Origin of the sequence: Flavobacterium sp. F52, assembly GCF_000278705.1 — a bacterium.
GTDB classification, from domain to species: Bacteria; Bacteroidota; Bacteroidia; order Flavobacteriales; family Flavobacteriaceae; genus Flavobacterium; species Flavobacterium anhuiense.
Map to the genome: position 1 here is coordinate 287212 of NZ_AKZQ01000006.1, position 19728 is coordinate 306939.

Genomic DNA, 19728 nt, shown 5'->3' on the forward strand with positions numbered 1-19728 from the left:
GTAATTCGTTATGAAACTACCTCTTCTAAATTTTTGTCGAAAGTGCGTTTTCCGAAGATGTTTTCTAAGTCATCTTTAAAGATTACCTCTTTTTCAATCAGAATATCAGCAAGTTGATTTAACTTATCTTTGTTTTCCTCTAGAATCTGAATTGCTCTTTGGTATTGACCTTCGATTAAATCTGAAATTTCTTTGTCAATAATTTTTGCTGTTTCATCAGAATATGGTTTAGAGAAATTATATTCGCTTTGTCCAGTTGAATCGTAATACGTCACGTTTCCAATTTTATCGTTCAATCCGTAGATGGTTACCATTGCACGAGCCTGACGCGTTACTTTTTCTAAGTCGCTTAATGCACCAGTAGAAATTCTGTCAAAAGTTACTTTTTCAGCAGCTCTACCACCCATTGTAGCACACATTTCGTCTAACATTTGATCTGTTCTTACGATTTGTCTTTCTTCTGGCAAGTACCAAGCAGCACCTAAACTTTGTCCACGAGGAACAATAGTTACTTTAATAAGAGGTGCAGCGTGTTCTAGCATCCAGCTTACAGTAGCGTGACCAGCTTCGTGAATTGCAATTGCTCTTTTTTCTTCTGGAGTAATGATTTTGTTTTTCTTTTCAAGACCGCCAATGATTCTATCAACAGCGTCAAGGAAATCTTGTCTGTCAACAGCAGCTTTGTTGTTACGGGCAGCAATAAGAGCGGCTTCGTTACAAACATTGGCAATATCAGCACCTGAGAATCCTGGAGTTTGTTTTGCTAAGAAATCTAAATCAAGACCTTCAACTTTTTTAATAGGAGCTAAGTGTACTTTAAAGATTTCTGCTCTTTCGCGAATGTCTGGTAAATCAACAAAAATTTGTCTGTCAAAACGTCCAGCACGCATTAAAGCTTTATCAAGAACATCAGCTCTGTTGGTTGCGGCCAAAACGATTACGTTAGAGTTTGTTCCAAAACCATCCATTTCTGTCAATAATTGGTTTAAAGTGTTTTCTCTTTCGTCGTTTCCGCCAGACATATTGCTTTTTCCTCTTGCTCTACCAACCGCATCAATCTCGTCGATGAAAATGATAGCAGGAGATTTTTCTTTAGCTTGTTTGAATAAGTCACGTACACGTGAAGCACCAACTCCCACAAACATTTCTACGAAGTCAGAACCTGATAGCGAGAAGAAAGGCACTTGCGCTTCACCAGCAACAGCTTTTGCCAATAAAGTTTTACCAGTTCCCGGAGGTCCTACCAATAAAGCTCCTTTCGGAATTTTACCTCCAAGATTAGTATACTTTTCTGGATTTTTAAGGAATTCAACAATCTCTTGAATTTCTTCTTTAGCGCCTTCTAAACCAGCAACATCTTTAAATGTAGTTTTAATGTCTGTTTTTTCATCAAACAGTTTCGCTTTAGATTTTCCGATATTGAAAATCTGTCCGCCACCTCCAGCGCCTCCGCCAGACATTTTACGCATAATGAAAATCCATACACCAACAATGATGATGATAGGAAGTAAGCTGATTAAAATATCGCTCCAGTTATTTTTTTGAAGAAAGTTGAAATCTTTCAGCTTTCCTTCGCTAACTGCTTTTTCCAGTTTAGTCTGAAAGATTTGATCATTACCAATTTCCAAAGTGTAATGTGGGCCTTTGTTTGGCTGTTTGAAAATATCTTCAGCAACTTTTTTGTTTGCTGGGTCTTTAAGAGCCGCAGCATTCAAATATACCTCAGCTTCTGCTTTATTGTAAACAATTACTTTTTCAATCTGGCCTTTTTCTAAAAGCGTGTTGAATTTAGAAGAAGTTAATTGAGCAGGTTCGCTTAAGCTTGATCCTCCTGTGGCAAAACTTATGAATAAAAAAACTAAAAGTATTGCGGTGTATATTAACCAAGGACTTATTTTAAATTTATTCGGATTTGGATTATTATCTTTAGCCATTTAATGAAAGTTTCTTTAGTATTTGTTCTCGATTGAAGTTATTTTGGCATCGCCCCAAAGGCTCTCGATGTTATAATATTCGCGAATATGTTTCTGGAAAACGTGTACTACAATGTGTACATAATCCATTAGAACCCATTCTGCGTTATCTGTTCCTTCTACGTGCCAAGGTTTATCTTTTAAGTCTTTTGATACTGTTTTTTGAATTGAGTTTACGATGGCGTTAACTTGGGTGTTTGAGCTACCGTTGCAAATAACAAAATAGTCGCATACAGCAGTATCTATCTCTCTTAAGTCAAGAATATCGATATCATTTCCTTTTACTTCCTCAATCCCTTTGATTATGTTCGCCAGTAGAACATCATTATTAATAGTCTTTTTCGCCATGAATTATTTTATATGAATTTGTAAAGTTACCAAATTTTGTGATTATTTTTGAACCTTAACAAAATATTAAATTAAGATATTTAAATTATTTAATGAAACTAATCAAACTCGATGCCATAGATTCTACAAATGACTTTCTAAAGGCTTTGGCAAGTCAAGATGAACTAGAGAATTTTACAACGGTAACAGCTGAAAATCAGACAAAAGGAAAGGGGCAAGTAGGCGGCGTGTGGAAGACTCAAGCTGGTAAAAACTTAACTATGAGCGTTTTGATTAAAGATTTTCTCTTTAATAACGACGAAGTTTTCAATTTAAGTCTCGTTGTCTCTTTATCGGTTGCAGAGGTTTTAAAAATATTAAATATTCCTGATATTTGTATTAAATGGCCAAACGACATTCTGTCATACAATAAGAAACTAGTTGGCATATTAATCGAAAATACCCTAAAAAGCGATGGCAGAATCGTGTCAGTTGCCGGAATTGGAATCAATGTCAATCAAACTGATTTTGCTGAATTGCCAACTGCTTCTTCTATGGCGGCTGTTGCTGGTAAATCTTTTGATAAAGAAGAATTGGCAGTTTTAATCGTCGAAAAACTAAAAGAGAAAATCCAGTTATGGAATAACTCATCGCAGACTTTTTGGGATGATTATTTTAATTTTTTATTTAAAAAGGGAATTCCAACTGCATTTAGAGATAATAATAACCAAGACTTTATGGGAATCATTCAGGGCGTTTCTCCAATAGGAAAATTGCAGGTTTTGCTAGAAGATGATTCTGTTGCGGAGTTTGAGATTAAAGAGGTTAAAATGCTTTATTGAGAGTTGCAAAGTAACAGAGAGGCAAAGTGAAGGTTTTCTGTAGAGACGCACTGAAGTGTGTCCAGTATATTATTTTAGAAGAAAAAAAAACTTGCCTTAGCGTCTTCGTGGCATTCAAAAAAAAAGCCCGATTTCATTAAATCAGGCTTTCATTTGTAATTCACAATTAATAATTCACCATTATTAAAGCTTGTGCATATTGTTTGCTAAAGTTTCAATAAACTTGCTGATTGGGCCTTTGACCATCATTGCCATCATAGCATTGAATTCTCCTTCAAAGAACAATTGAACCGCACTTTCTGAATCAGAAACAGTGTCAATATTTGAAGTTAGTGTAAACGGAAGTTTATCACTTGCAGCACCCAAAACAATTTTATTTGGAGCTACTTTATCTTTCATTTTTAATTTGATTTCCGGCATCCCTTTCAATCCAAAAATAAAAGCGTCTTCGCCAGTCACTTCAAATTTAGCGATATTGTCTGGCATTAATTTTTCGAAATTCTTTACATCAGTCAGTTGATCAAACAAATCCTGAGCTGATTTCTGAACAGTAACTTTTGGACTTTCTAAGTTCATATTGTTTTTTGTTTGTTTTGTTTTTTACCGCAAATTGCGCAAGGTTTTTTATGTTGCTTGACTTTATTTAAGTTCGCAAAGCTGAAACTTTAAATAAAATTCCAATTTTTTAATCCCGATAGCTATCGGGACAAATTCCAAAAGGAGCAAAGCGACTTTAAAATCTAAAATCTAAAATCTAAAATCTAAAATCTAAAATCTTACTCCTGTCCCCAAGTTGATGGGCTTACGCTCCATTCTTGAAGAGTCGATTGCTGATCTTCTGTGATATATTGTTTTTGAACTGCTAGATCTAATAGGTTTTCGTAGTTGCTCAATGTGAATAAATCAACATTAGCCTCTTTGAAGTTTTCTTCGGCAACGCCAAAACCATAAGTAAACACAGCCGTCATACCTTTAACATTAGCGCCTTCGTTTCTTAAAGCTTCAACAGCCAGTAAACTGCTTTTTCCAGTACTGATTAAGTCTTCTACAACCACAACATTTTGTCCTTTTTGTAAAAAACCTTCCACTTGGTTTTGTCTACCGTGTTTTTTAGGTTCTGGACGCACGTATACGAATGGAAGCCCTAAACTTTCGGCAACCAAAATTCCAACTCCAATGGCTCCAGTAGCAACACCAGCAATCACATCAGGCTTTCCAAATTGTTTTTCGATGTTTTTAGCAAACTCATCACGAACATAGTTTCTAATGCTCGGAAATGAAAGAATTAACCTATTATCACAGTAAATAGGAGATTTCCAACCAGAAGCCCATGTAAAAGGATTTTCGGGATTCAATTTAATTGCATTTATTTGCAAAAGCAATTCGGCTGTTTTTTCGGCAGTATCTTTATTAAAAATCATAGTACAAATGTATAAAGTTTTTGTAAACGACAAACCACTTTTTTTGACAAATGAAATCTCGAAGGAAACAGATTTCCAATTGTTCTTGTTGGAGAGTATTGATATAGAACAGCTTATTATAAAAATTTTTCAAAATAAAATTCAAAAAGCCATTCTATATCATCCCGACGAAAGTGAGATAATGAAAACCCTTAAAGCCAAGATTCCCGTGAATAAAGCAGGCGGAGGCTTTGTCTACAATAAGAAAGGCGAAGTCTTGTTTATCTTTAGAAACGGAAAATGGGATTTGCCAAAAGGCGGAATCGAGAAAGGGGAAGACATTGAAGCGACGGCTATGCGTGAGGTAGAGGAGGAGACAGGAGTAAACCAGCTTCGTATTACGAATAAACTTCAAAAAACCTATCACATCTTTAAACGCAACGGAAAATACAAACTTAAAATTACGCATTGGTTCGAAATGTTCTCCGATTTTGAAGGAACACCACACGGACAAATCGAAGAAGGAATAGAAAAAGTAGCGTGGTTAAACCCAGAACAAATCAAAGAAGCACTTAAAAACTCCTACGAAAACATCAAATTGTTATTCGAAGAAGAAAAAAAAACAATAGAAAAAATGGCTGCGCCAATTGCATATCGCTCAGGTCCAGACTCCAAATAATTGTAAAGTTTTAAATTGGAACTTGGAATTTAAAATTTGAAGATTAATAATTCATTTGGGCGTGCCACCAATAAAAAAAAGACCCAATCAACTTTGCGTTCATTGGGTCTTTTTTTTATTGCTGTCGGGCTATCCGCGCTACTTCGGTAGCTTGCTTCTATCCCTCACGCGGGCAATCGGTTTAAAAAGTTCGTTCTGTTTTTAGTTTAAACGTTTTATTCGCTATCCTCTTGTTTAATGCCTTTAAGCAAAGCATAAATTGCCATTGCATGACCTTGACCTAAGCTAAAATCATTTTTTAGCCAGTTTACAATATCTCCAGCTTTTACTTCTGGTTTTAGTTCTCCGTTTGCAGTAAAACCTTTTTGTTCTGCCAAAGTTCTAAACTCAGCTGGATCATTTCCTGTTTTTTCTTTAATCGTTTTTAGGTATCCTTGAAATGACATAAAATTATGGTTAGAAGTTAATTAAAGAAGAAAATACAAATTAAAAGTAGGATTAGTATTAAGTTTTGTTTGATTTCTTAACTCGTGCTGACGCGAGCGTCTCGTTCGTGATTTTTTTAGATTCCTTAATTTTGATTGAGATCAAGAGCACAGTGTTTACATTAACTGCGAATAATTTGATTATTAAAAAAAGCATTAAACATTTTAAATTCACCTATATATGAATCTTGAAAACTTATATCATCAAATTTATTGTTTAATATCTCTCTTGGAAATTTTGAATATAACAACTTCTTTTCAACAATATTTTCTACTTCTAAAACTAAATCTTTAATTTTTCTCGGATCCAAATTTTCTTTTTCCAATTCTTCAATTCTAGATTTTGGAATAATCATTTGGTTTTTATGAATCATGGTATCAATTATATAGTATGGAACTAAAAAGCTTAGATACAAAGTAATAGAGCATAATTCTCCTCCTTCAATAACATTCAAAAAAAAAGTATAGCAACGATCTTCCCAATCTAGCCTAGAAAAATCTTCAAAATCTTTTAAAACAGAGTCCTTATTGAATTCTTCTTTAATGCTTTTTCTGATTTCTTCATTGCCATTCGAATCAAAATATTTTATTAATGATTTTAGTCTTTTGTATTCGATCGTTTCAAAGTACAGTTCCTTTTGAGTCCAAGGACAAATATTTTTTGGGTAATATAAATAAGCAATTTTTTTTAAAATTTTAGATACCATATGTTGTAGAAAGGTGAAATATTGAACATTGTCTTTTGTTTTAAATATTGGCTAAACCTATTTAACTTTTTTATAGATTTTGTACAATAAATAAAGTATCGTGATCCAAAAAAATAAAGCAAAAAGCACACAGAAAATTTGCCAAGCCATTAGAGAATAATCGTAGTCTTTTATAAGTACATCCATAATTATTTTAAATTTCTATTTTAAAAGATTCTTTTAGTACGCTATGATATCAAGCCACTGCTTTTTTTGCTAATATTATGGCATAAACGGAGGATATTAGGAATATGGCTAATGGAATTGTAAATGTCTCATTTATTCTGTGGTAATTGTATAGCAGCCCTGTAATGTAAAGCATTATAAACAATAAAATTAGAAAACAGCTCAGCAAAATTTTATAATTTCTGCTTCTTAAAAATAAAATAAGCAGACCAGATGTAGGAATGGCTATTAATCCTTGCCAAAGTATTGACGACGTGTTATTAAAAAGGTCGTACAAAAACTGGCAGAAATATATAATTAAAAGAATAAAATTTGGTACTCCATTCTCTTGAACGCCACTAGTTAATAAAAGAGACAGCACTGCAATAAGTTTTGCAACTCGTAAATTTATTGACATGATTTTTTGGTTTTTGATGCGTTATTTATTGTGCTTAAAAAATTATTGTAAACTTCCTTATTTACAAATTTATTCAATAAATAGCCCCATGGTATTCTAGGGCTATTGTCAGTGTGATTTTAAATTATTGATTTTGAAAGTAATATTGAAATTTATAATCACATCCACGAATCTTATTCGCAACTAATTTTTCGAACAATATGGTCAACAGAATAGTATTTATTTTTGTCTTTTAAATAAACAAAAAAATGATACGCCTGATTTGCATTGTCATTTTGCAAAATTGCATTTAGCTGTTCTCTAGTAGTATTTATCTCTAATTTTGAATTGTCGTTAATTGAGTTCGAACTAAAAAACACTTTTCTATTGTTTGTCAAAATCTTAAAACCCGATATTTCTTGTTTTTTAGTGTTTTTTCTAAAAACGATTTCATCAGTTTTTTTGTCAAAATCAAAAACGAAATTTTGATGATTTTGAGAAAAGGCCTGTAAGCTTATTGCCATTATAATAATGATATAGATCTTTTTCATTTTTTTATTTTTTATTGACATTGTTTATTTGCTGATGCTAGCCAAGAATTATAAATATTAATTAGACTTGTTTTTTTGGCTTGTGTCAAAGCATTCCAAGATGAAGTTCCTTTTAAACCTGCCCATGCAATAGCTTCATATTGTGCTGCGGTTAATTTTGAATCATAATTTTTCAAAAAAGAAATCATTGTATTTTGATAATGTGCCGCCATTTGTTCATGTTGCATACCGTTTATGCCGTATCTCGTATAATAATCATAAAGACCTGGGAAATTATGTTGTGTTAGCATCTGATTTAATTTTGTAACATCAATTTCTCCTTTAGTAGAAGATAGACTTAATAATTTTCTAAACATTTCAGCGTGAATCATTTCGTGCATAAATGTTCTGGCTATATCAATTCCAGGTCTATTTAAGTTATTTGAATTAAAAGAAATCTCAATAAGATAGTTTGATGGAGGACTTGTTTCTGCATTAACACCATTTGATATAGTATTACTTGCAGACAATCTTAAGTTTGCTACTGAAAAGTTTCCATCAAAATTTTTCAAATAATTTTGAAAAATTGGCGAGCCTCCTAATTGAGCGTAAACAGAAGAAAGACAAGAATTATTTAAAAAAGACAAATCTGTAATTATTATTGTAGATTTCGGTGAATCTCCATTGCTGCCACTTCCTCCACCACCTGTAGGAGTGCCTGAACTTCCATTTGAACCTCCATCTCCGCCAAAAGCACCAGCAATGCTAAAATCTTTAGGAGTTGGAGCAGGAGATTTCTGTACGACGATAACATTATTTAACGGAATTGCTGCAGTTCCACCTCTTTGTAATGTATCATCACGTTCTCCGCCATAATTGGAACTATCATCAAACATTTCTATCATCTTTGATGTCATGTCACTTTTTACATCTTGGTCATATAGCGTTATTATATTTCGTACATCGCCAATAACGATTCCATCTTTTAATTTGGCTCCTTTTAAAAAGCCTTTTTTTAAATCCCAAGTGATGATATAACCGCTAAATAAAGTTAAGTCCTCAAAACCTAGCTTTTTTTGGTCGTCATCAATTTTATCTCTCGACTCTGGAAGTATCTCCTGTAATAGAGCTTGATATTTTGAATCTGATTCATACAAATATAACATTTTCTGCCCTTTGTACTCAGGATCTTCGGGATTGTCCTTAATGGGTACAGTTATCCCTGTAGCGTTATTGCCCAATTTGATTACTTGAGCATTCTCCCAATAATAGTCAAGATTTCTAAATGCTTTATTAATTTCTCCCTCTTATGACTTATTGGTTGTAGAATTTGATTTGTAGCTATCAAACCAATCCTTAGCCTTACCAATTTTGGTGTCTTGACTTGTTAATTGACCTGTGTCAATTTCTTCATTGCTGCAACTTGCAGTTATGATAATAGTGCCGAAAAGCAGAAAAAACATTATTGATTTCCTTAATTTTTTCATAATTAAATAATTTAGAAGTTAATAGTTTGTTAAAACTAATCCTTATGTTTTCCATTAAACTCCCTAAAAAGACATTTAAATAATAAAATAAGACATTTCTTTCATTTTTAAATCTGGTTTAACTTTGTCAAAGCTTAGCATTTTAGAATTTCAGAAACCTAAAAACTTAAAACTTATTTAATTTCATGTCTCAAAAATCGTACTTTTGTTTAATAAGCAATATTTGAATTATGAGCACATTTACAAAACCAAGCCATATTGGGCGAAAAATTAGCCGAATTCGTGAACTTCGTGATATGAAGCAAGAAGCTTTGGCTCAGGCTTTAGGAATAAGCCAGCAGGCAGTTTCTAATATAGAGAACAGTGAAAATGTTGATGACGAAAGACTTATTGATGTAGCAAAAGCTTTGGGAGTAACTGTAGAAGCTATAAAGAATTTTTCAGAAGAAAGTGTATTCAATTATTTCAATACATTTAATGACACAAATAATACAGGTGCGTTTAATTTTGGTACAAATAATTGCACTTTCAATCCATTAGATAAATTGTTTGAAGCTTACGAAGAAAATAAAAAGCTTTATGAACGTTTGGTTCAAGCTGAAAAAGATAAAGTGGAGTTTTTAGAGAAAATATTGAAGGATAAATAAGTTTTTTGTTCTTTTTGAATATAGAAAAACCTAATAAAATCTGATGTTTTATTAGGCTTTTTTTATTCAGTTTATGTCGCTGGCGCGAGCGTCTCGCTCGTGCCTTTTTACGTATTGATTTAGATTGTGTTCACGAGCGGTACGCTCGCGCTAGCGGGGCTTTTAGAAAAGTTTTTTACAAAATATCGCGAGAAATTTAGAGTGCAATAGAAAATGTATAAAAAACCTGTTCAATTTAATGAGCAGGTTTAAAAGTAAACTTTGCCAAAGTTGTTTGAAATATCTAAGAAGCAATTTACATGCTTTTCAATAATCATAAAAACGAAGATTTCAACTCTGTTCCTTTTTTATTACCACAATTACACCTATCGACGATATTATAAAAGTCAAAAAAAGAAATAAAAACAAAAAATCGATACTTTTATAATAAGTTATTAAACTAGGTATCTGTGTTATTAATAAACCTAAAAAGCAAAAAAGCAAAATTTTATAGTTTTTACTAATAAAAAAAACAACTAAAGTAGCCAATATAGGTATAACAAAAAGTCCTTGCCAAAATATCGAGTCTGAACTACAAAATAGATCTGTAATAAATAGTCGTAAACAATAGAATAAAAAAGCAAAAAATGGAATTCCATTTTCACTAAGACCTGGTAGCATTAAAAGTGAAATTATCGCTACAATTTTTAGAGTTTTTATTAAGTACATGTTCTTTTCGTTTTTGGTGCATAATTTGGATTAGAAGTGTGATTTGGTACCTTTTGTAATGTGTTTGCAACTTTAGTAGGAGTCTCGAATGAATTATTACTCGCAACTCCTACAATATTCAATACATCAGCTGCAAAATCAGAACAATTATTAGCATCGATATCATACCAACTATTTTGATATTTTACCGACAAAGAAATAATTTGCTGCAATTGCTGCGGAGAAATTTGTCCTATATTTGCGGATACATCATAAATATGACCTCCATTTTCTCCCATTATTCCTGGTCCAGAAAATGATTTGTCATATCCGTTTTCTGGATAAAATCCATAAGTCATAACATTATTACCTTGCGAAATAGATATAAATGCATGACCTACATTTAGATTAGATAACTTACTTTTTTCTGCATAAACGGTTAAATTTGCACTTGCAGCTGTATTTAAGCAACTTAAAAATTTTTTAATATCACTTATGGGTAATTTTGGAGGAGGAGGCATACTCAAACCATTTACAGACCCACTTCCACCACCTGTAGGTGTTCCAGAATTTCCTCCCGAGCCTCCATCACTAAATGCACCAGCAATACTAAAATCTCTTGGAGCAGGAGCAGGAGATTTCTGCACTACAATAACATTATTTAATGGAATTGCTGCAGTGCCGCCTTTCTGTAATGTGTCATCACGTTCTCCACCATAATTGGCACTCTCATCAAACATTTCTATCATCTTTGATGTCATGTCACTTTTTACATCTTGGTCATATAGCGTTATTATATTTCGTACATCGCCAATAACAAGACCGTCTTTTAATTTAGCTCCTTTTAAGAAGCCTTTCTTTAAATCCCAATTAAGAATGTAACCGCTAAAAAGAGTTAGATCGCCAAAGCCTAGTTTTTTTTGATCATCATCAATTTTATCCTTCGATTCTGGAAATATCTCCTGCAATAAAGCTTGATATTTTGAATCTGATTCATACAAATATAACATTTTCTGTCCTTTGTATTCAGGATTTTCGGGATTGTCCTTAACGGGTACACTGATTCCCGTAGCGTTATTGTCTAATTTGATTACTTTGGCATTCTCCCAATAATAGTCAAGATTTCTAAATGCTTTATTAATTTCTCCCTCTTCTGACTTATTGGTTGTAGAATTTGATTTGTAGCTATCAAACCAATCTTTAGCCTTACCAATTTTGGTGTCTTGACTTGTTAATTGACCTGTGTCAATTTCTTCATTGCTGCAACTTGCAGTTATGATAATAGTGCCGAAAAGCAGAAAAAACATTATTGATTTCCTTAATTTTTTCATAATTAAATAATTTAGAAGTTAATAGTTTGTTAAAACTACTGTTTCTGTCACCTATCTAACTACTCGAAAAGACATTTAAATATCAAAATAAGCCATTTCTTTATATTTGTAAAAACTAATTGAAACTTTGCCAGAGTTCTATATATAAAGCTTTGCGTTCTTATCGCAAACCAAACCCAATCAAAATCAAAAAAACTTTGCGCTCTTTGCGTTAAAAAAAGGCAATAAAAATCTACAAAACGCGATAGACAGGATACTGCATATGCGCCTTTTCATAATAAACAGAATGCTTATAAATCCAATCCAATTGCGCTTCGGAACTTTTTGCAAATTCGCGATCGTTTTGTTTTTTAGATTCTAATTCAGCTTTTAGCGTCGGATTTTCTTTTAATAGTTGTCCAGCAGTATCTTCAAAAATATATTCTGAGTAATGTTCTTTTTGCTGTAAAATAGGATCGAAGAAATTCCAGTTAAAGAACGAATCAACGCCTTCTGGTTCAAAAGCTTCTACAAGATATTTTACACCTTTTTGGTTTGTCGGCACGATGTAATCTCCTTTGACGAAAGCCATTTTAACGATTTTAGAAGTTACCGTTGTATTTCTATGTAAATAATGTCCTTCGTAAGCTGACGGAACGGTTTTAAAATCGGCAATTCTATAGCTTTCGACTTCTATAATCGTATCGTTTTTAATTTGCTTAAACGAGATATTATTGTTTTTAAGCAGGTCAATAATATTCCAATATCCTCTCGGAACAATATAAGCAGTAGGAATCACAACTTCTTTAACCGATTTAAATTCTTTGATATACGGAACGTCTTTTTTGTACGGTTTGCTTCGGTCGTAATACAAACGAGTTCCGGTTGTGGCATCGCTTTTTTTGTAGTCTGCTTCATAACCTAAAAACGAAAAAGTGGTTGCTTTTGTGCTGTCCAATTCCCATTTTAAAGTGTATGATTTTTTAGGCTGATATTGCTCTAAATTTTTTACTCGTAAATCTTTTATTTTTTGATAATTGGCATCAGTAAAATCTAAAGTCGATTTCATGTATTCGTAGGTCATTTTTACGCGTTGGGCATATTTTTTTAGCATGTGCGTTTCGACCACAAAACCAATCGTATTAAACAGCGAAGTATAACCCGTAGTATATCGCGGACTATCTACAAATTGCCCGAAACCTTTGTCTGGCGTATCTTTAAACGAATCAACATAAGGCGTAGTTTCGATTTTCTTTTTCTGAAGATTTTTTACCAAAGCCGGCATCATTTCGTTATTCATAAAATCGCCCAAAACCGTTCCCAGTTTGTTGTGCTGAGTCATAATGTACGTTAGTTTGTATTGATAATCAGAACCATTGCTTACGTGATTATCGATAAAAACATCGGCGTTTATTTTCTGGAAAATCTCTACAAAACTTTTCGTATTTCGAGTATCCGATTTCATTAAATCACGGTTCAAATCGTAGTTTCTTGCATTTCCTCTAAAACCATAAATCTCTGGTCCGTCTTGGTTGGCGCGCGTTGTCGAATTTCGGTTTAAAGCACCGCCAATATTATAAACAGGAATGGTAACCAGAACGGTATTTTTTGGCGCTTTCATTTTTCCTGTAGCTAAATCTCTGTAGAATTGCATTGTGGCATCGATTCCGTCTGGTTCTCCCGCATGGATTCCGTTATTTACAAACAAAACAGCTTTGGTTTTCTGAATTTTATCAAAATCAAATTCCTTGTCAGGATTAAAAGTAATCATGTGTAAAGGTTCACCAGAATCTGTCAATCCCATTTCTTTCATTTGAATGGTTGGAAAATCGTTTGCCAGCATTTTCCAATAAGCGATAGTTTCCTGATAAGATGCCGATTGATTTCCGTTTCCTTTTTCAAAAAAGGTGTCGTATTTTTTATTGTTTTGTGCAGAAATGGTGATGGTGAAAAGTAAAAAGAGAAATGTAAAAAGTTTCATGGTTTTGGTTTTAACTAAGAATCAAATATAAGTTTTTTGTTTCAAGTTTCAGGTTTCATGTTTGATATGCTTTGTCTATAGTTTTTCTACCGCAAAGACGCAATGGTTTGCGCAAAGAACGCAAAGTTTTACTAACAAAGCTTTGCGTTCTTTGCATTTGCTAGACTCAATCAAAAATAAAAAAACTTAGCGTGCTTTGCGGTTAAACAACTTGAAACAAAGAAAACCTGAAACTTGAAACCTTTTAACTACTTTTGCAGCATGAAAAAACACCATTCCAACGATATACTTTCGAATTTAGGGATTCAGAATCTCAACGAAATGCAGGAAACTGCTCATGACGTTATTCTGAACGATAATAATGTCTTATTGCTTTCTCCAACAGGATCTGGAAAAACATTAGCGTTTTTGCTTCCTGTTTTAGAATTATTGCAGCCAGAAATCTTATCGGTTCAATGTTTGATTTTAGTTCCGTCACGCGAATTAGGGCTTCAGATCGAACAGGTTTGGAAGAAAATGGGAACGCAGTACAAAGTAAATATTTGCTACGGCGGACATTCGATTGAAACGGAAATGAAAAACTTGAGCAATCCGCCAGCGGTTTTAATTGGAACGCCTGGAAGAATTGCCGATCATATTGACAGAGAATCTTTTAGAACAGATAAAATCCAGACTTTAATTTTAGATGAGTTTGATAAATCGCTTCAATTAGGGTTTCATGAACAAATGTCTTTTATCATTGGCAGATTGCCAAAAGTGAATAAAAGAGTTTTGGTTTCAGCAACTTCAGATATTGAGATTCCGAAATACACTAGAGTGGTAAATCCGACGGTTTTAGATTTTATTCCAGATGAAGAAGAAAAGGCGAATCTTTCGATGAAAATGGTGATTTCGCCAGCCAAAGATAAACTGCAGAGTTTATTCAATTTAATCTGCTCACTGCAATCAGAATCGGCTATTATTTTCTGTAACCATCGTGATGCTGCAGAACGTATTAGCGACACTTTAAACGAAAAAGGAATCTATTCAGTGTACTATCATGGGGGAATGGATCAGGAAGAGCGGGAGAGGGCTTTAATTCAGTTCAGAAACGGAAGCGTGACCTATCTAGTTACAACCGATTTGGCCGCGAGAGGTTTGGATATTCCTGAAATGAAACACGTTATTCATTATCATCTTCCGTTAAAAGAAGATGAGTTTACCCATCGTAATGGCCGTACAGCGCGTATGCAGGCAACGGGAACGGCGTATGTAATTATTCACGAAAGTGAAAAACAATTAGACTACTTAGACTATGAAATGGAGGTTTTTGATGTGGAAGGAAAAGTTTCGCTTCCAAAACCGCCTCAATTTCAAACTATTTACATTAGTGGCGGAAAGAAAACAAAACTGAACAAATTTGATATTGTTGGATTCTTTTCGCAAAAAGGAAAACTGGAAAAAGACGATTTGGGTCTGATTGAAGTGAAAGATTTTGTTTCGTTTGCAGCTGTAAAATACAATAAAGTAAAGGATCTTCTGAAAAATATTAAAGATGAAAAAATGAAAGGCAAGAAGTTTAAAATCGAAGTTGCCCGCAATGTCATCAAGAAAGTGGAAGATGAGAAGAGAGGAAAGTACTGATTTTGGATAGTTAGGTAAAAGATGCAAGAAGCAAGATGCAATATTAAGAAATTGGAATTTAGTGTTTGAATTTTTAATATTTATTTTGTTGTATTTCAATAGTTTAGAATTGTGTAACTAAGTTTTACAATTTTATGTTAAAAAAATAATGATTTGATAGGTGTTTTTTCAATAATTCTATGTTTTTTTGCTACAGTAAAATTGTAAACCCCAAATTCAGTATGAAAAACATTATTACCCTTGCTATTCTGTTCGTTAGCTTTGTATCTTTTGGTCAAGTTAAAGTCCTAGAGACAGTTCCTGTTGAGAAATTAGGAAAAGTAAATAACAATTACATCCAAAAAATTGGAGATGAGTACACGGTGTATTACACTATTATCCAAAACGATGAGGATTCTTCTAACTTAAGAAAGTTTTCATTCAAAAACATCGATAATGCCTACAACAATCTTTATAACATTATTGTTGGAGGATTTACTGCAACACCTTTGTATGACATCAAATTAGAATTGCCAAATAACTACATTTGGTTGCACTACACAGGAAACGTAGTTCCAGACAAAGCAACTGTACAATTTATGGTTTCTAGCAAAGAAAGAGATGCTGATACAAACAACGTTTCTGAGCCTTTCGTAAAAGACCAAATCAATAAATTATTCCAAAAGTAATTTTCTTTTCTACAAGAAATAAATATTAAGGAGCCTGTTCTGTTTTATGAACGGGCTTTTTTTATGTTTCAGGTTTTTATATACTTTATGTATAGTTTTACCGCAATCCCGATAGCTATCGGAAGCAAGTTTTTTTATTTATGAGGCTTAAAAAGCGCAAAGTTCGCAAAGCTTTGTGTATAAAACTTTGCGAACTTTGCGTTTTTCCTTTGTGTGCTTTGCGGTTAAACTAAAATCTTAGAATCTTAGCAACTTTTTATATCTTTTTCACATACTGTGTAATAATCACAATCTGCTGACCATCAACTTTTCCTTCAATATATTCAGCATTTTCGTGATCTAAACGAATGTTTCTCACAGCAGTGCCTTGTTTGGCAACCATGCTTGATCCTTTTACTTTTAGATCTTTGATTAAAACTACAGAATCTCCGTGCTGTAAAATCACTCCATTACTATCTTTGTGAACTAATTTATTTTCTTCATCTTCGCCTTCTCCTGTTGCTTTTGCCCATTCTAGCGTTTCGTCGTCTAGGTACATCATGTCCAGCAATTCTTGTGGCCATCCTGCAGCGCGCATACGGCTAAGCATTCTCCAAGCTACAACTTGAACAGGAATATTTTCGTTCCACATACTGTCGTTAAGGCATCTCCAGTGGTTTAAATCGACATTGTCTGGATTTTCTATTTGGTCAATACAGGTGTTGCAGGCTAATATTGCTTCATCAAGACCTCCTTTTTTAGTTGGAAGAACCTGATAAACTTTTAAATTTTCTTCATTTCCGCAAAGTTCACATTTTGATCCGCTTCGTTTGCTTAATTCTCTCTCGATACTCATTGTTTGGTGTTTGTTTTAAAAATGCGAAATTACTTATAATTTGCTTCGCTGGCAAGTTTCAGGTTTATTGTTTATTGTTTATTGTTTATTGTTTATTGTTTATTGTTTTACTTCTTAACCCTAACCGCATCTGGAACCAGCATCTCATATTCGCCTCCATGACGCAATACATCGCGTACAATGCTCGAACTGATAAATGAGGTACTTGCAGCTGTCAGCAAGAAAACAGTTTCTATTTTCGAAAGTTTTCTATTAGTATGCGCAATCGCTTTTTCAAACTCGAAATCGGCTGGGTTGCGAAGACCTCTTAGAATGAAATTGGCTTTTTCTTTTTTTGCTAAATCAATTGTTAAGCCTTCGTAAGTGATAACCGTAACTTTTGGCTCGTCTTTGAAAGTTTCTTCTATAAAGCGTTTTCTTTCTTCTAATGAAAACATGTATTTTTTTTCGGCATTGACACCAATGGCAATTACAATTTCGTCAAATAAAGGAATTCCTCTTTTGATAATGTCTTCGTGTCCTAATGTTATTGGGTCAAATGATCCTGGGAATATGGCTTTTCGCATTTTATTTTAAGGTGCTAAGGTTCTGAGATGCTACGTTACTGAGTTATTATACTTAATCTTAAATTCTTTTATTGGAATTTGAAATTTACTATTTGGAATTTACTATTTGGAATTTACTATTTGGAATTTTTAAAATTTATTCTAAGTGATTCTTTTTGTATTTACTGCTGTCACCCATTCATCTTTATGGCAGATTTCACAGTTTGCAGTTCCTTTTGTCAGCTTTTGAGTGTGTCCGCAGAAGGTGCAAGCGTGAATTCCATCTTTTGTGATGTTTTTATTTTTTTCATTGAACAGCGATGGCAAAATAGGTAGTCCGTATTTTACCTCATCGTCTGGATAAAAAAACACGCTTATTTCTCCACTTGGTTCGATAAAGGCATGTTTTACTTGTCCTAAATGCTCAATAGATTTTACACGAAGTTCAGAGAAAAATTCGTCTTGTGCCAGACTTTCTTTTTTAAAACTTGATAAGGAAAACTTTCCGTCATTGATTAAGCATTCGGTTTTTCCTTCTATGAATTCTTCAAATTTTTTGCTTTTTCCAGTAAGCCAAGTAACAGATCGATATAAAATTATAATAACTGAAAATACCATTGCTGCCGGAATGATTCCGACATCTTCATAGAACATTGGATCTCCCGCTGCCGAACCTAATGCAATAATTATTACGGTTTCAAATACAGATAATTGTTTAACGCCTCTTTTTCCAGCTAACTTTAAAGTAAGGAGTAAAATCGTAAACATTACCGTTGAACGGAATATCACTTCCAGAATAAAGATTTCTGGGAGATTGTTGTAAAATAATCTATTCCATTCAAAGATTTCTTTCATTTTTTTAGGTTCTAAGTTACTATGATACTAACTTTTCTTGTGAAGGATTTTTTGCCGAAACTTCGAGATTGCTTATTCTGGCAATTGTATTAAAAAAATAAGGTTCTGAAAAATCTTAGAATCTCAGAACCTTAGTATCTTAGCATATTTAAGAAAGAGCTAACTCAATTGCATTTGTAAATAAGTCTTCTAGAGAAATTCCGGCTGCTTTTGCTTGTTGCGGAATCAAACTTTCTGTTGTTAAACCTGGAATGGTGTTCATTTCAAGCATGTGTGGTTCGCCGTTTACAATAATGAATTCGCTTCTTGAAAAACCTCTCATTTTTAAAACTTCGTATGCACGTTTCGCAGTTTCTGAGACTTTTTTAGTCAATTCGTCAGAGATTCTAGCTGGCGTAATTTCTTGCGATTTCCCTTCATATTTGGCTTCGTAGTCAAAGAAATCATTGTCTGATACAATTTCTGTAATTGGTAAAACGATAATTTCGCCTTTGTAATTGATAACTCCTACAGAAACTTCAGTTCCGTCAAGGAAACTTTCAATGATGATTTCGTTATCTTCTTTATATGCTACTTCAATCGCGATTGGCAATTCAGCTTCTGTTTTTACTTTTGAGATTCCGAAACTAGAACCTGCTTTGTTTGGTTTTACGAAACATGGCAATCCTACTTTTTTAACGATTTCTGCTGTATTGATTTCGTCTCCTTTATTCAGATAATAAGAAATTGCTGTTTTGATTCCGTATGGTTTTAAAACAGATAATAAATCTCTTTTGTTAAATGTTAAAGCCGATTGGTAATAATCGCAAGAAGATTGTGGCATTCCGATTAATTCGAAATACGCCTGCATTAATCCGTCTTCTCCTGGAGTTCCGTGAATAGCGTTGAAAACACAGTCAAAAGTGATTTTCTGACCGTTTACTGTAACTGAAAAATCATTTTTATCAATTGGAAATTCGGCTTCATTTTCGTCTACATAAACCCATTTTTCTTTGAAAATGTGAATGCGGAATCCGTTGTATTTTGTTTTGTCAAGATATTGATACACGACATTTCCGCTAATTAAAGATATTTTGTATTCGCTGGAATAGCCGCCCATGATGATGGCAATGTTTTTCATTGTATGTTTTTATTTTTTAATTGTTTCAAGTTTAATGTTTCAAGTTTTTTGCCACTGATTGCACTAATTAAAAAGATTTTTCCTCAATATTGTCATTTCGACGGAGGAGAAATCTTCGCAAGTAGCTCTACAAAGATTGTCTATTTACTTTGTGTAAATCCTTCGGCTTTGCTTAGGAAGACAAACTTTATATTTATAGTTCTTTCGAGAATAAAACTGTACTAATTTCTGTTAAAGATCGTTTTTATGAAACCGAGTGCCCTAGCCCCGATAGAGCCGGTATCCTTTTTGGCTGCTTTTTCTGCAGACAAAAAGATATAGGCGAAAGCGGGATTAGCTCCTAAAAAATTATCCTTCGACTTCGCTCAGGATGACAATCTCGGGACTTTCTTGTTTTAAACAAAATTATCATTTTTTTTGAAACGA

At 33.4% G+C, this 19728-nt stretch carries 20 protein-coding genes; 5 read left to right on the forward strand and 15 right to left on the reverse strand.

The window, feature by feature from the left end; genetic code table 11:
* Positions 1-8 precede the first annotated feature (8 nt).
* Together ftsH and rsfS are read right to left on the reverse strand one after the other, a co-directional pair.
* Positions 9-1934, reverse strand: coding sequence for an ATP-dependent zinc metalloprotease FtsH (ftsH, locus tag FF52_RS02845; protein WP_008462768.1), 1926 nt, complete (start codon positions 1932-1934; stop codon positions 9-11).
* A 15-nt stretch (positions 1935-1949) separates the two neighbouring features.
* Positions 1950-2321: a ribosome silencing factor gene (rsfS, locus tag FF52_RS02850; protein ID WP_008462770.1), complete on the reverse strand. Its 372-nt coding sequence runs from the start codon at positions 2319-2321 to the stop codon at positions 1950-1952.
* 92 nt (positions 2322-2413) lie between these two features.
* Between rsfS and FF52_RS02855 the strand changes: the two genes are divergently transcribed.
* Complete coding sequence (locus tag FF52_RS02855; RefSeq protein WP_008462771.1) at positions 2414-3142, forward strand: biotin--[acetyl-CoA-carboxylase] ligase; 729 nt, start codon at positions 2414-2416, stop codon at positions 3140-3142.
* Between the two features lie 183 nt (positions 3143-3325).
* On the opposite strand, the gene FF52_RS02860 is transcribed toward FF52_RS02855, so the two are convergent.
* Both FF52_RS02860 and pyrE read right to left on the reverse strand, forming a co-directional pair.
* A complete protein-coding gene (locus FF52_RS02860) occupies positions 3326-3718 on the reverse strand; it encodes a hypothetical protein (RefSeq protein WP_008462773.1) in 393 nt (130 codons plus the stop codon).
* Between the two features lie 200 nt (positions 3719-3918).
* Positions 3919-4563: an orotate phosphoribosyltransferase gene (gene pyrE, locus FF52_RS02865; RefSeq protein WP_008462775.1), complete on the reverse strand. Its 645-nt coding sequence runs from the start codon at positions 4561-4563 to the stop codon at positions 3919-3921.
* 7 nt (positions 4564-4570) lie between these two features.
* On the opposite strand from pyrE, the gene FF52_RS02870 reads away from it, so the two are divergent.
* Entirely contained in the window at positions 4571-5221 is a 651-nt protein-coding gene (locus FF52_RS02870; protein WP_008462776.1) for an NUDIX hydrolase, read from the forward strand.
* A 215-nt stretch (positions 5222-5436) separates the two neighbouring features.
* On the opposite strand, the gene FF52_RS02875 is transcribed toward FF52_RS02870, so the two are convergent.
* The 5 genes from FF52_RS02875 to FF52_RS02900 form a co-directional block, all read right to left on the reverse strand.
* The gene (locus tag FF52_RS02875) at positions 5437-5667 is read right to left on the reverse strand and encodes a DUF4287 domain-containing protein (RefSeq protein WP_008462778.1); all 231 of its coding nucleotides are present in this window, start codon (positions 5665-5667) and stop codon (positions 5437-5439) included.
* A gap of 161 nt (positions 5668-5828) precedes the next feature.
* The gene (locus FF52_RS02880; RefSeq protein ID WP_008462779.1) at positions 5829-6413 is read right to left on the reverse strand and encodes a hypothetical protein; all 585 of its coding nucleotides are present in this window, start codon (positions 6411-6413) and stop codon (positions 5829-5831) included.
* 795 nt (positions 6414-7208) lie between these two features.
* The gene (locus tag FF52_RS02890) at positions 7209-7565 is read right to left on the reverse strand and encodes a hypothetical protein (RefSeq protein ID WP_157498493.1); all 357 of its coding nucleotides are present in this window, start codon (positions 7563-7565) and stop codon (positions 7209-7211) included.
* Positions 7566-7576: 11 nt separating this feature from the next.
* Complete coding sequence (locus FF52_RS02895) at positions 7577-8785, reverse strand: hypothetical protein (RefSeq protein ID WP_035690622.1); 1209 nt, start codon at positions 8783-8785, stop codon at positions 7577-7579.
* Positions 8786-8851: 66 nt separating this feature from the next.
* The gene (locus FF52_RS02900) at positions 8852-9031 is read right to left on the reverse strand and encodes a hypothetical protein (RefSeq protein ID WP_035690624.1); all 180 of its coding nucleotides are present in this window, start codon (positions 9029-9031) and stop codon (positions 8852-8854) included.
* Between the two features lie 230 nt (positions 9032-9261).
* On the opposite strand from FF52_RS02900, the gene FF52_RS02905 reads away from it, so the two are divergent.
* On the forward strand, positions 9262-9678 hold the full coding sequence (locus FF52_RS02905; RefSeq protein WP_008462784.1) for a helix-turn-helix domain-containing protein: 417 nt from the start codon (positions 9262-9264) through the stop codon (positions 9676-9678).
* Positions 9679-10376: 698 nt separating this feature from the next.
* Here FF52_RS02905 and FF52_RS02915 read toward each other — a convergent pair.
* Positions 10377-11696 (reverse strand): hypothetical protein, encoded by a 1320-nt coding sequence (locus FF52_RS02915; protein WP_035690626.1) that lies wholly within the window; start codon positions 11694-11696, stop codon positions 10377-10379.
* A gap of 232 nt (positions 11697-11928) precedes the next feature.
* Entirely contained in the window at positions 11929-13656 is a 1728-nt protein-coding gene (locus FF52_RS02920; RefSeq protein WP_008462789.1) for a M14 family metallopeptidase, read from the reverse strand.
* Positions 13657-13917: 261 nt separating this feature from the next.
* Here FF52_RS02920 and FF52_RS02925 point away from each other — a divergent pair, with 261 nt between their 5' ends.
* Complete coding sequence (locus FF52_RS02925) at positions 13918-15279, forward strand: DEAD/DEAH box helicase (RefSeq protein ID WP_008462790.1); 1362 nt, start codon at positions 13918-13920, stop codon at positions 15277-15279.
* A gap of 221 nt (positions 15280-15500) precedes the next feature.
* Positions 15501-15947, forward strand: a complete 447-nt coding sequence (locus tag FF52_RS02930; protein ID WP_008462792.1) for a hypothetical protein — start codon at positions 15501-15503, stop codon at positions 15945-15947.
* Between the two features lie 256 nt (positions 15948-16203).
* On the opposite strand, the gene FF52_RS02935 is transcribed toward FF52_RS02930, so the two are convergent.
* The 4 genes from FF52_RS02935 to FF52_RS02950 all read right to left on the reverse strand — a co-directional run bounded on the left by FF52_RS02935 (position 16204) and on the right by FF52_RS02950 (position 19302).
* On the reverse strand, positions 16204-16782 hold the full coding sequence (locus FF52_RS02935) for a PhnA domain-containing protein (protein ID WP_008462794.1): 579 nt from the start codon (positions 16780-16782) through the stop codon (positions 16204-16206).
* Between the two features lie 107 nt (positions 16783-16889).
* Positions 16890-17348 carry a pantetheine-phosphate adenylyltransferase gene (gene coaD / locus FF52_RS02940; RefSeq protein WP_008462795.1) on the reverse strand — a complete coding sequence of 153 codons (459 nt, stop codon included), beginning with the start codon at positions 17346-17348 and terminating at the stop codon, positions 16890-16892.
* 141 nt (positions 17349-17489) lie between these two features.
* The gene (locus FF52_RS02945; protein ID WP_008462797.1) at positions 17490-18182 is read right to left on the reverse strand and encodes a DUF421 domain-containing protein; all 693 of its coding nucleotides are present in this window, start codon (positions 18180-18182) and stop codon (positions 17490-17492) included.
* A gap of 148 nt (positions 18183-18330) precedes the next feature.
* Positions 18331-19302 carry a D-alanine--D-alanine ligase gene (locus FF52_RS02950; RefSeq protein ID WP_008462800.1) on the reverse strand — a complete coding sequence of 324 codons (972 nt, stop codon included), beginning with the start codon at positions 19300-19302 and terminating at the stop codon, positions 18331-18333.
* Between the last annotated feature and the right edge of the window lie 426 nt (positions 19303-19728).

Coding starts and splice junctions, on each gene's coding strand:
- ftsH (WP_008462768.1), bottom strand. CDS start 1,934: ATGGCTAAAGATAATAATCCAAATCCGAATAAATTTAAAATAAGTCCT.
- rsfS (WP_008462770.1), bottom strand. CDS start 2,321: ATGGCGAAAAAGACTATTAATAATGATGTTCTACTGGCGAACATAATC.
- FF52_RS02855 (WP_008462771.1), top strand. CDS start 2,414: ATGAAACTAATCAAACTCGATGCCATAGATTCTACAAATGACTTTCTA.
- FF52_RS02860 (WP_008462773.1), bottom strand. CDS start 3,718: ATGAACTTAGAAAGTCCAAAAGTTACTGTTCAGAAATCAGCTCAGGAT.
- pyrE (WP_008462775.1), bottom strand. CDS start 4,563: ATGATTTTTAATAAAGATACTGCCGAAAAAACAGCCGAATTGCTTTTG.
- FF52_RS02870 (WP_008462776.1), top strand. CDS start 4,571: ATGTATAAAGTTTTTGTAAACGACAAACCACTTTTTTTGACAAATGAA.
- FF52_RS02875 (WP_008462778.1), bottom strand. CDS start 5,667: ATGTCATTTCAAGGATACCTAAAAACGATTAAAGAAAAAACAGGAAAT.
- FF52_RS02880 (WP_008462779.1), bottom strand. CDS start 6,413: ATGGTATCTAAAATTTTAAAAAAAATTGCTTATTTATATTACCCAAAA.
- FF52_RS02890 (WP_157498493.1), bottom strand. CDS start 7,565: ATGAAAAAGATCTATATCATTATTATAATGGCAATAAGCTTACAGGCC.
- FF52_RS02900 (WP_035690624.1), bottom strand. CDS start 9,031: ATGAAAAAATTAAGGAAATCAATAATGTTTTTTCTGCTTTTCGGCACT.
- FF52_RS02905 (WP_008462784.1), top strand. CDS start 9,262: ATGAGCACATTTACAAAACCAAGCCATATTGGGCGAAAAATTAGCCGA.
- FF52_RS02915 (WP_035690626.1), bottom strand. CDS start 11,696: ATGAAAAAATTAAGGAAATCAATAATGTTTTTTCTGCTTTTCGGCACT.
- FF52_RS02920 (WP_008462789.1), bottom strand. CDS start 13,656: ATGAAACTTTTTACATTTCTCTTTTTACTTTTCACCATCACCATTTCT.
- FF52_RS02925 (WP_008462790.1), top strand. CDS start 13,918: ATGAAAAAACACCATTCCAACGATATACTTTCGAATTTAGGGATTCAG.
- FF52_RS02930 (WP_008462792.1), top strand. CDS start 15,501: ATGAAAAACATTATTACCCTTGCTATTCTGTTCGTTAGCTTTGTATCT.
- FF52_RS02935 (WP_008462794.1), bottom strand. CDS start 16,782: ATGAGTATCGAGAGAGAATTAAGCAAACGAAGCGGATCAAAATGTGAA.
- coaD (WP_008462795.1), bottom strand. CDS start 17,348: ATGCGAAAAGCCATATTCCCAGGATCATTTGACCCAATAACATTAGGA.
- FF52_RS02945 (WP_008462797.1), bottom strand. CDS start 18,182: ATGAAAGAAATCTTTGAATGGAATAGATTATTTTACAACAATCTCCCA.
- FF52_RS02950 (WP_008462800.1), bottom strand. CDS start 19,302: ATGAAAAACATTGCCATCATCATGGGCGGCTATTCCAGCGAATACAAA.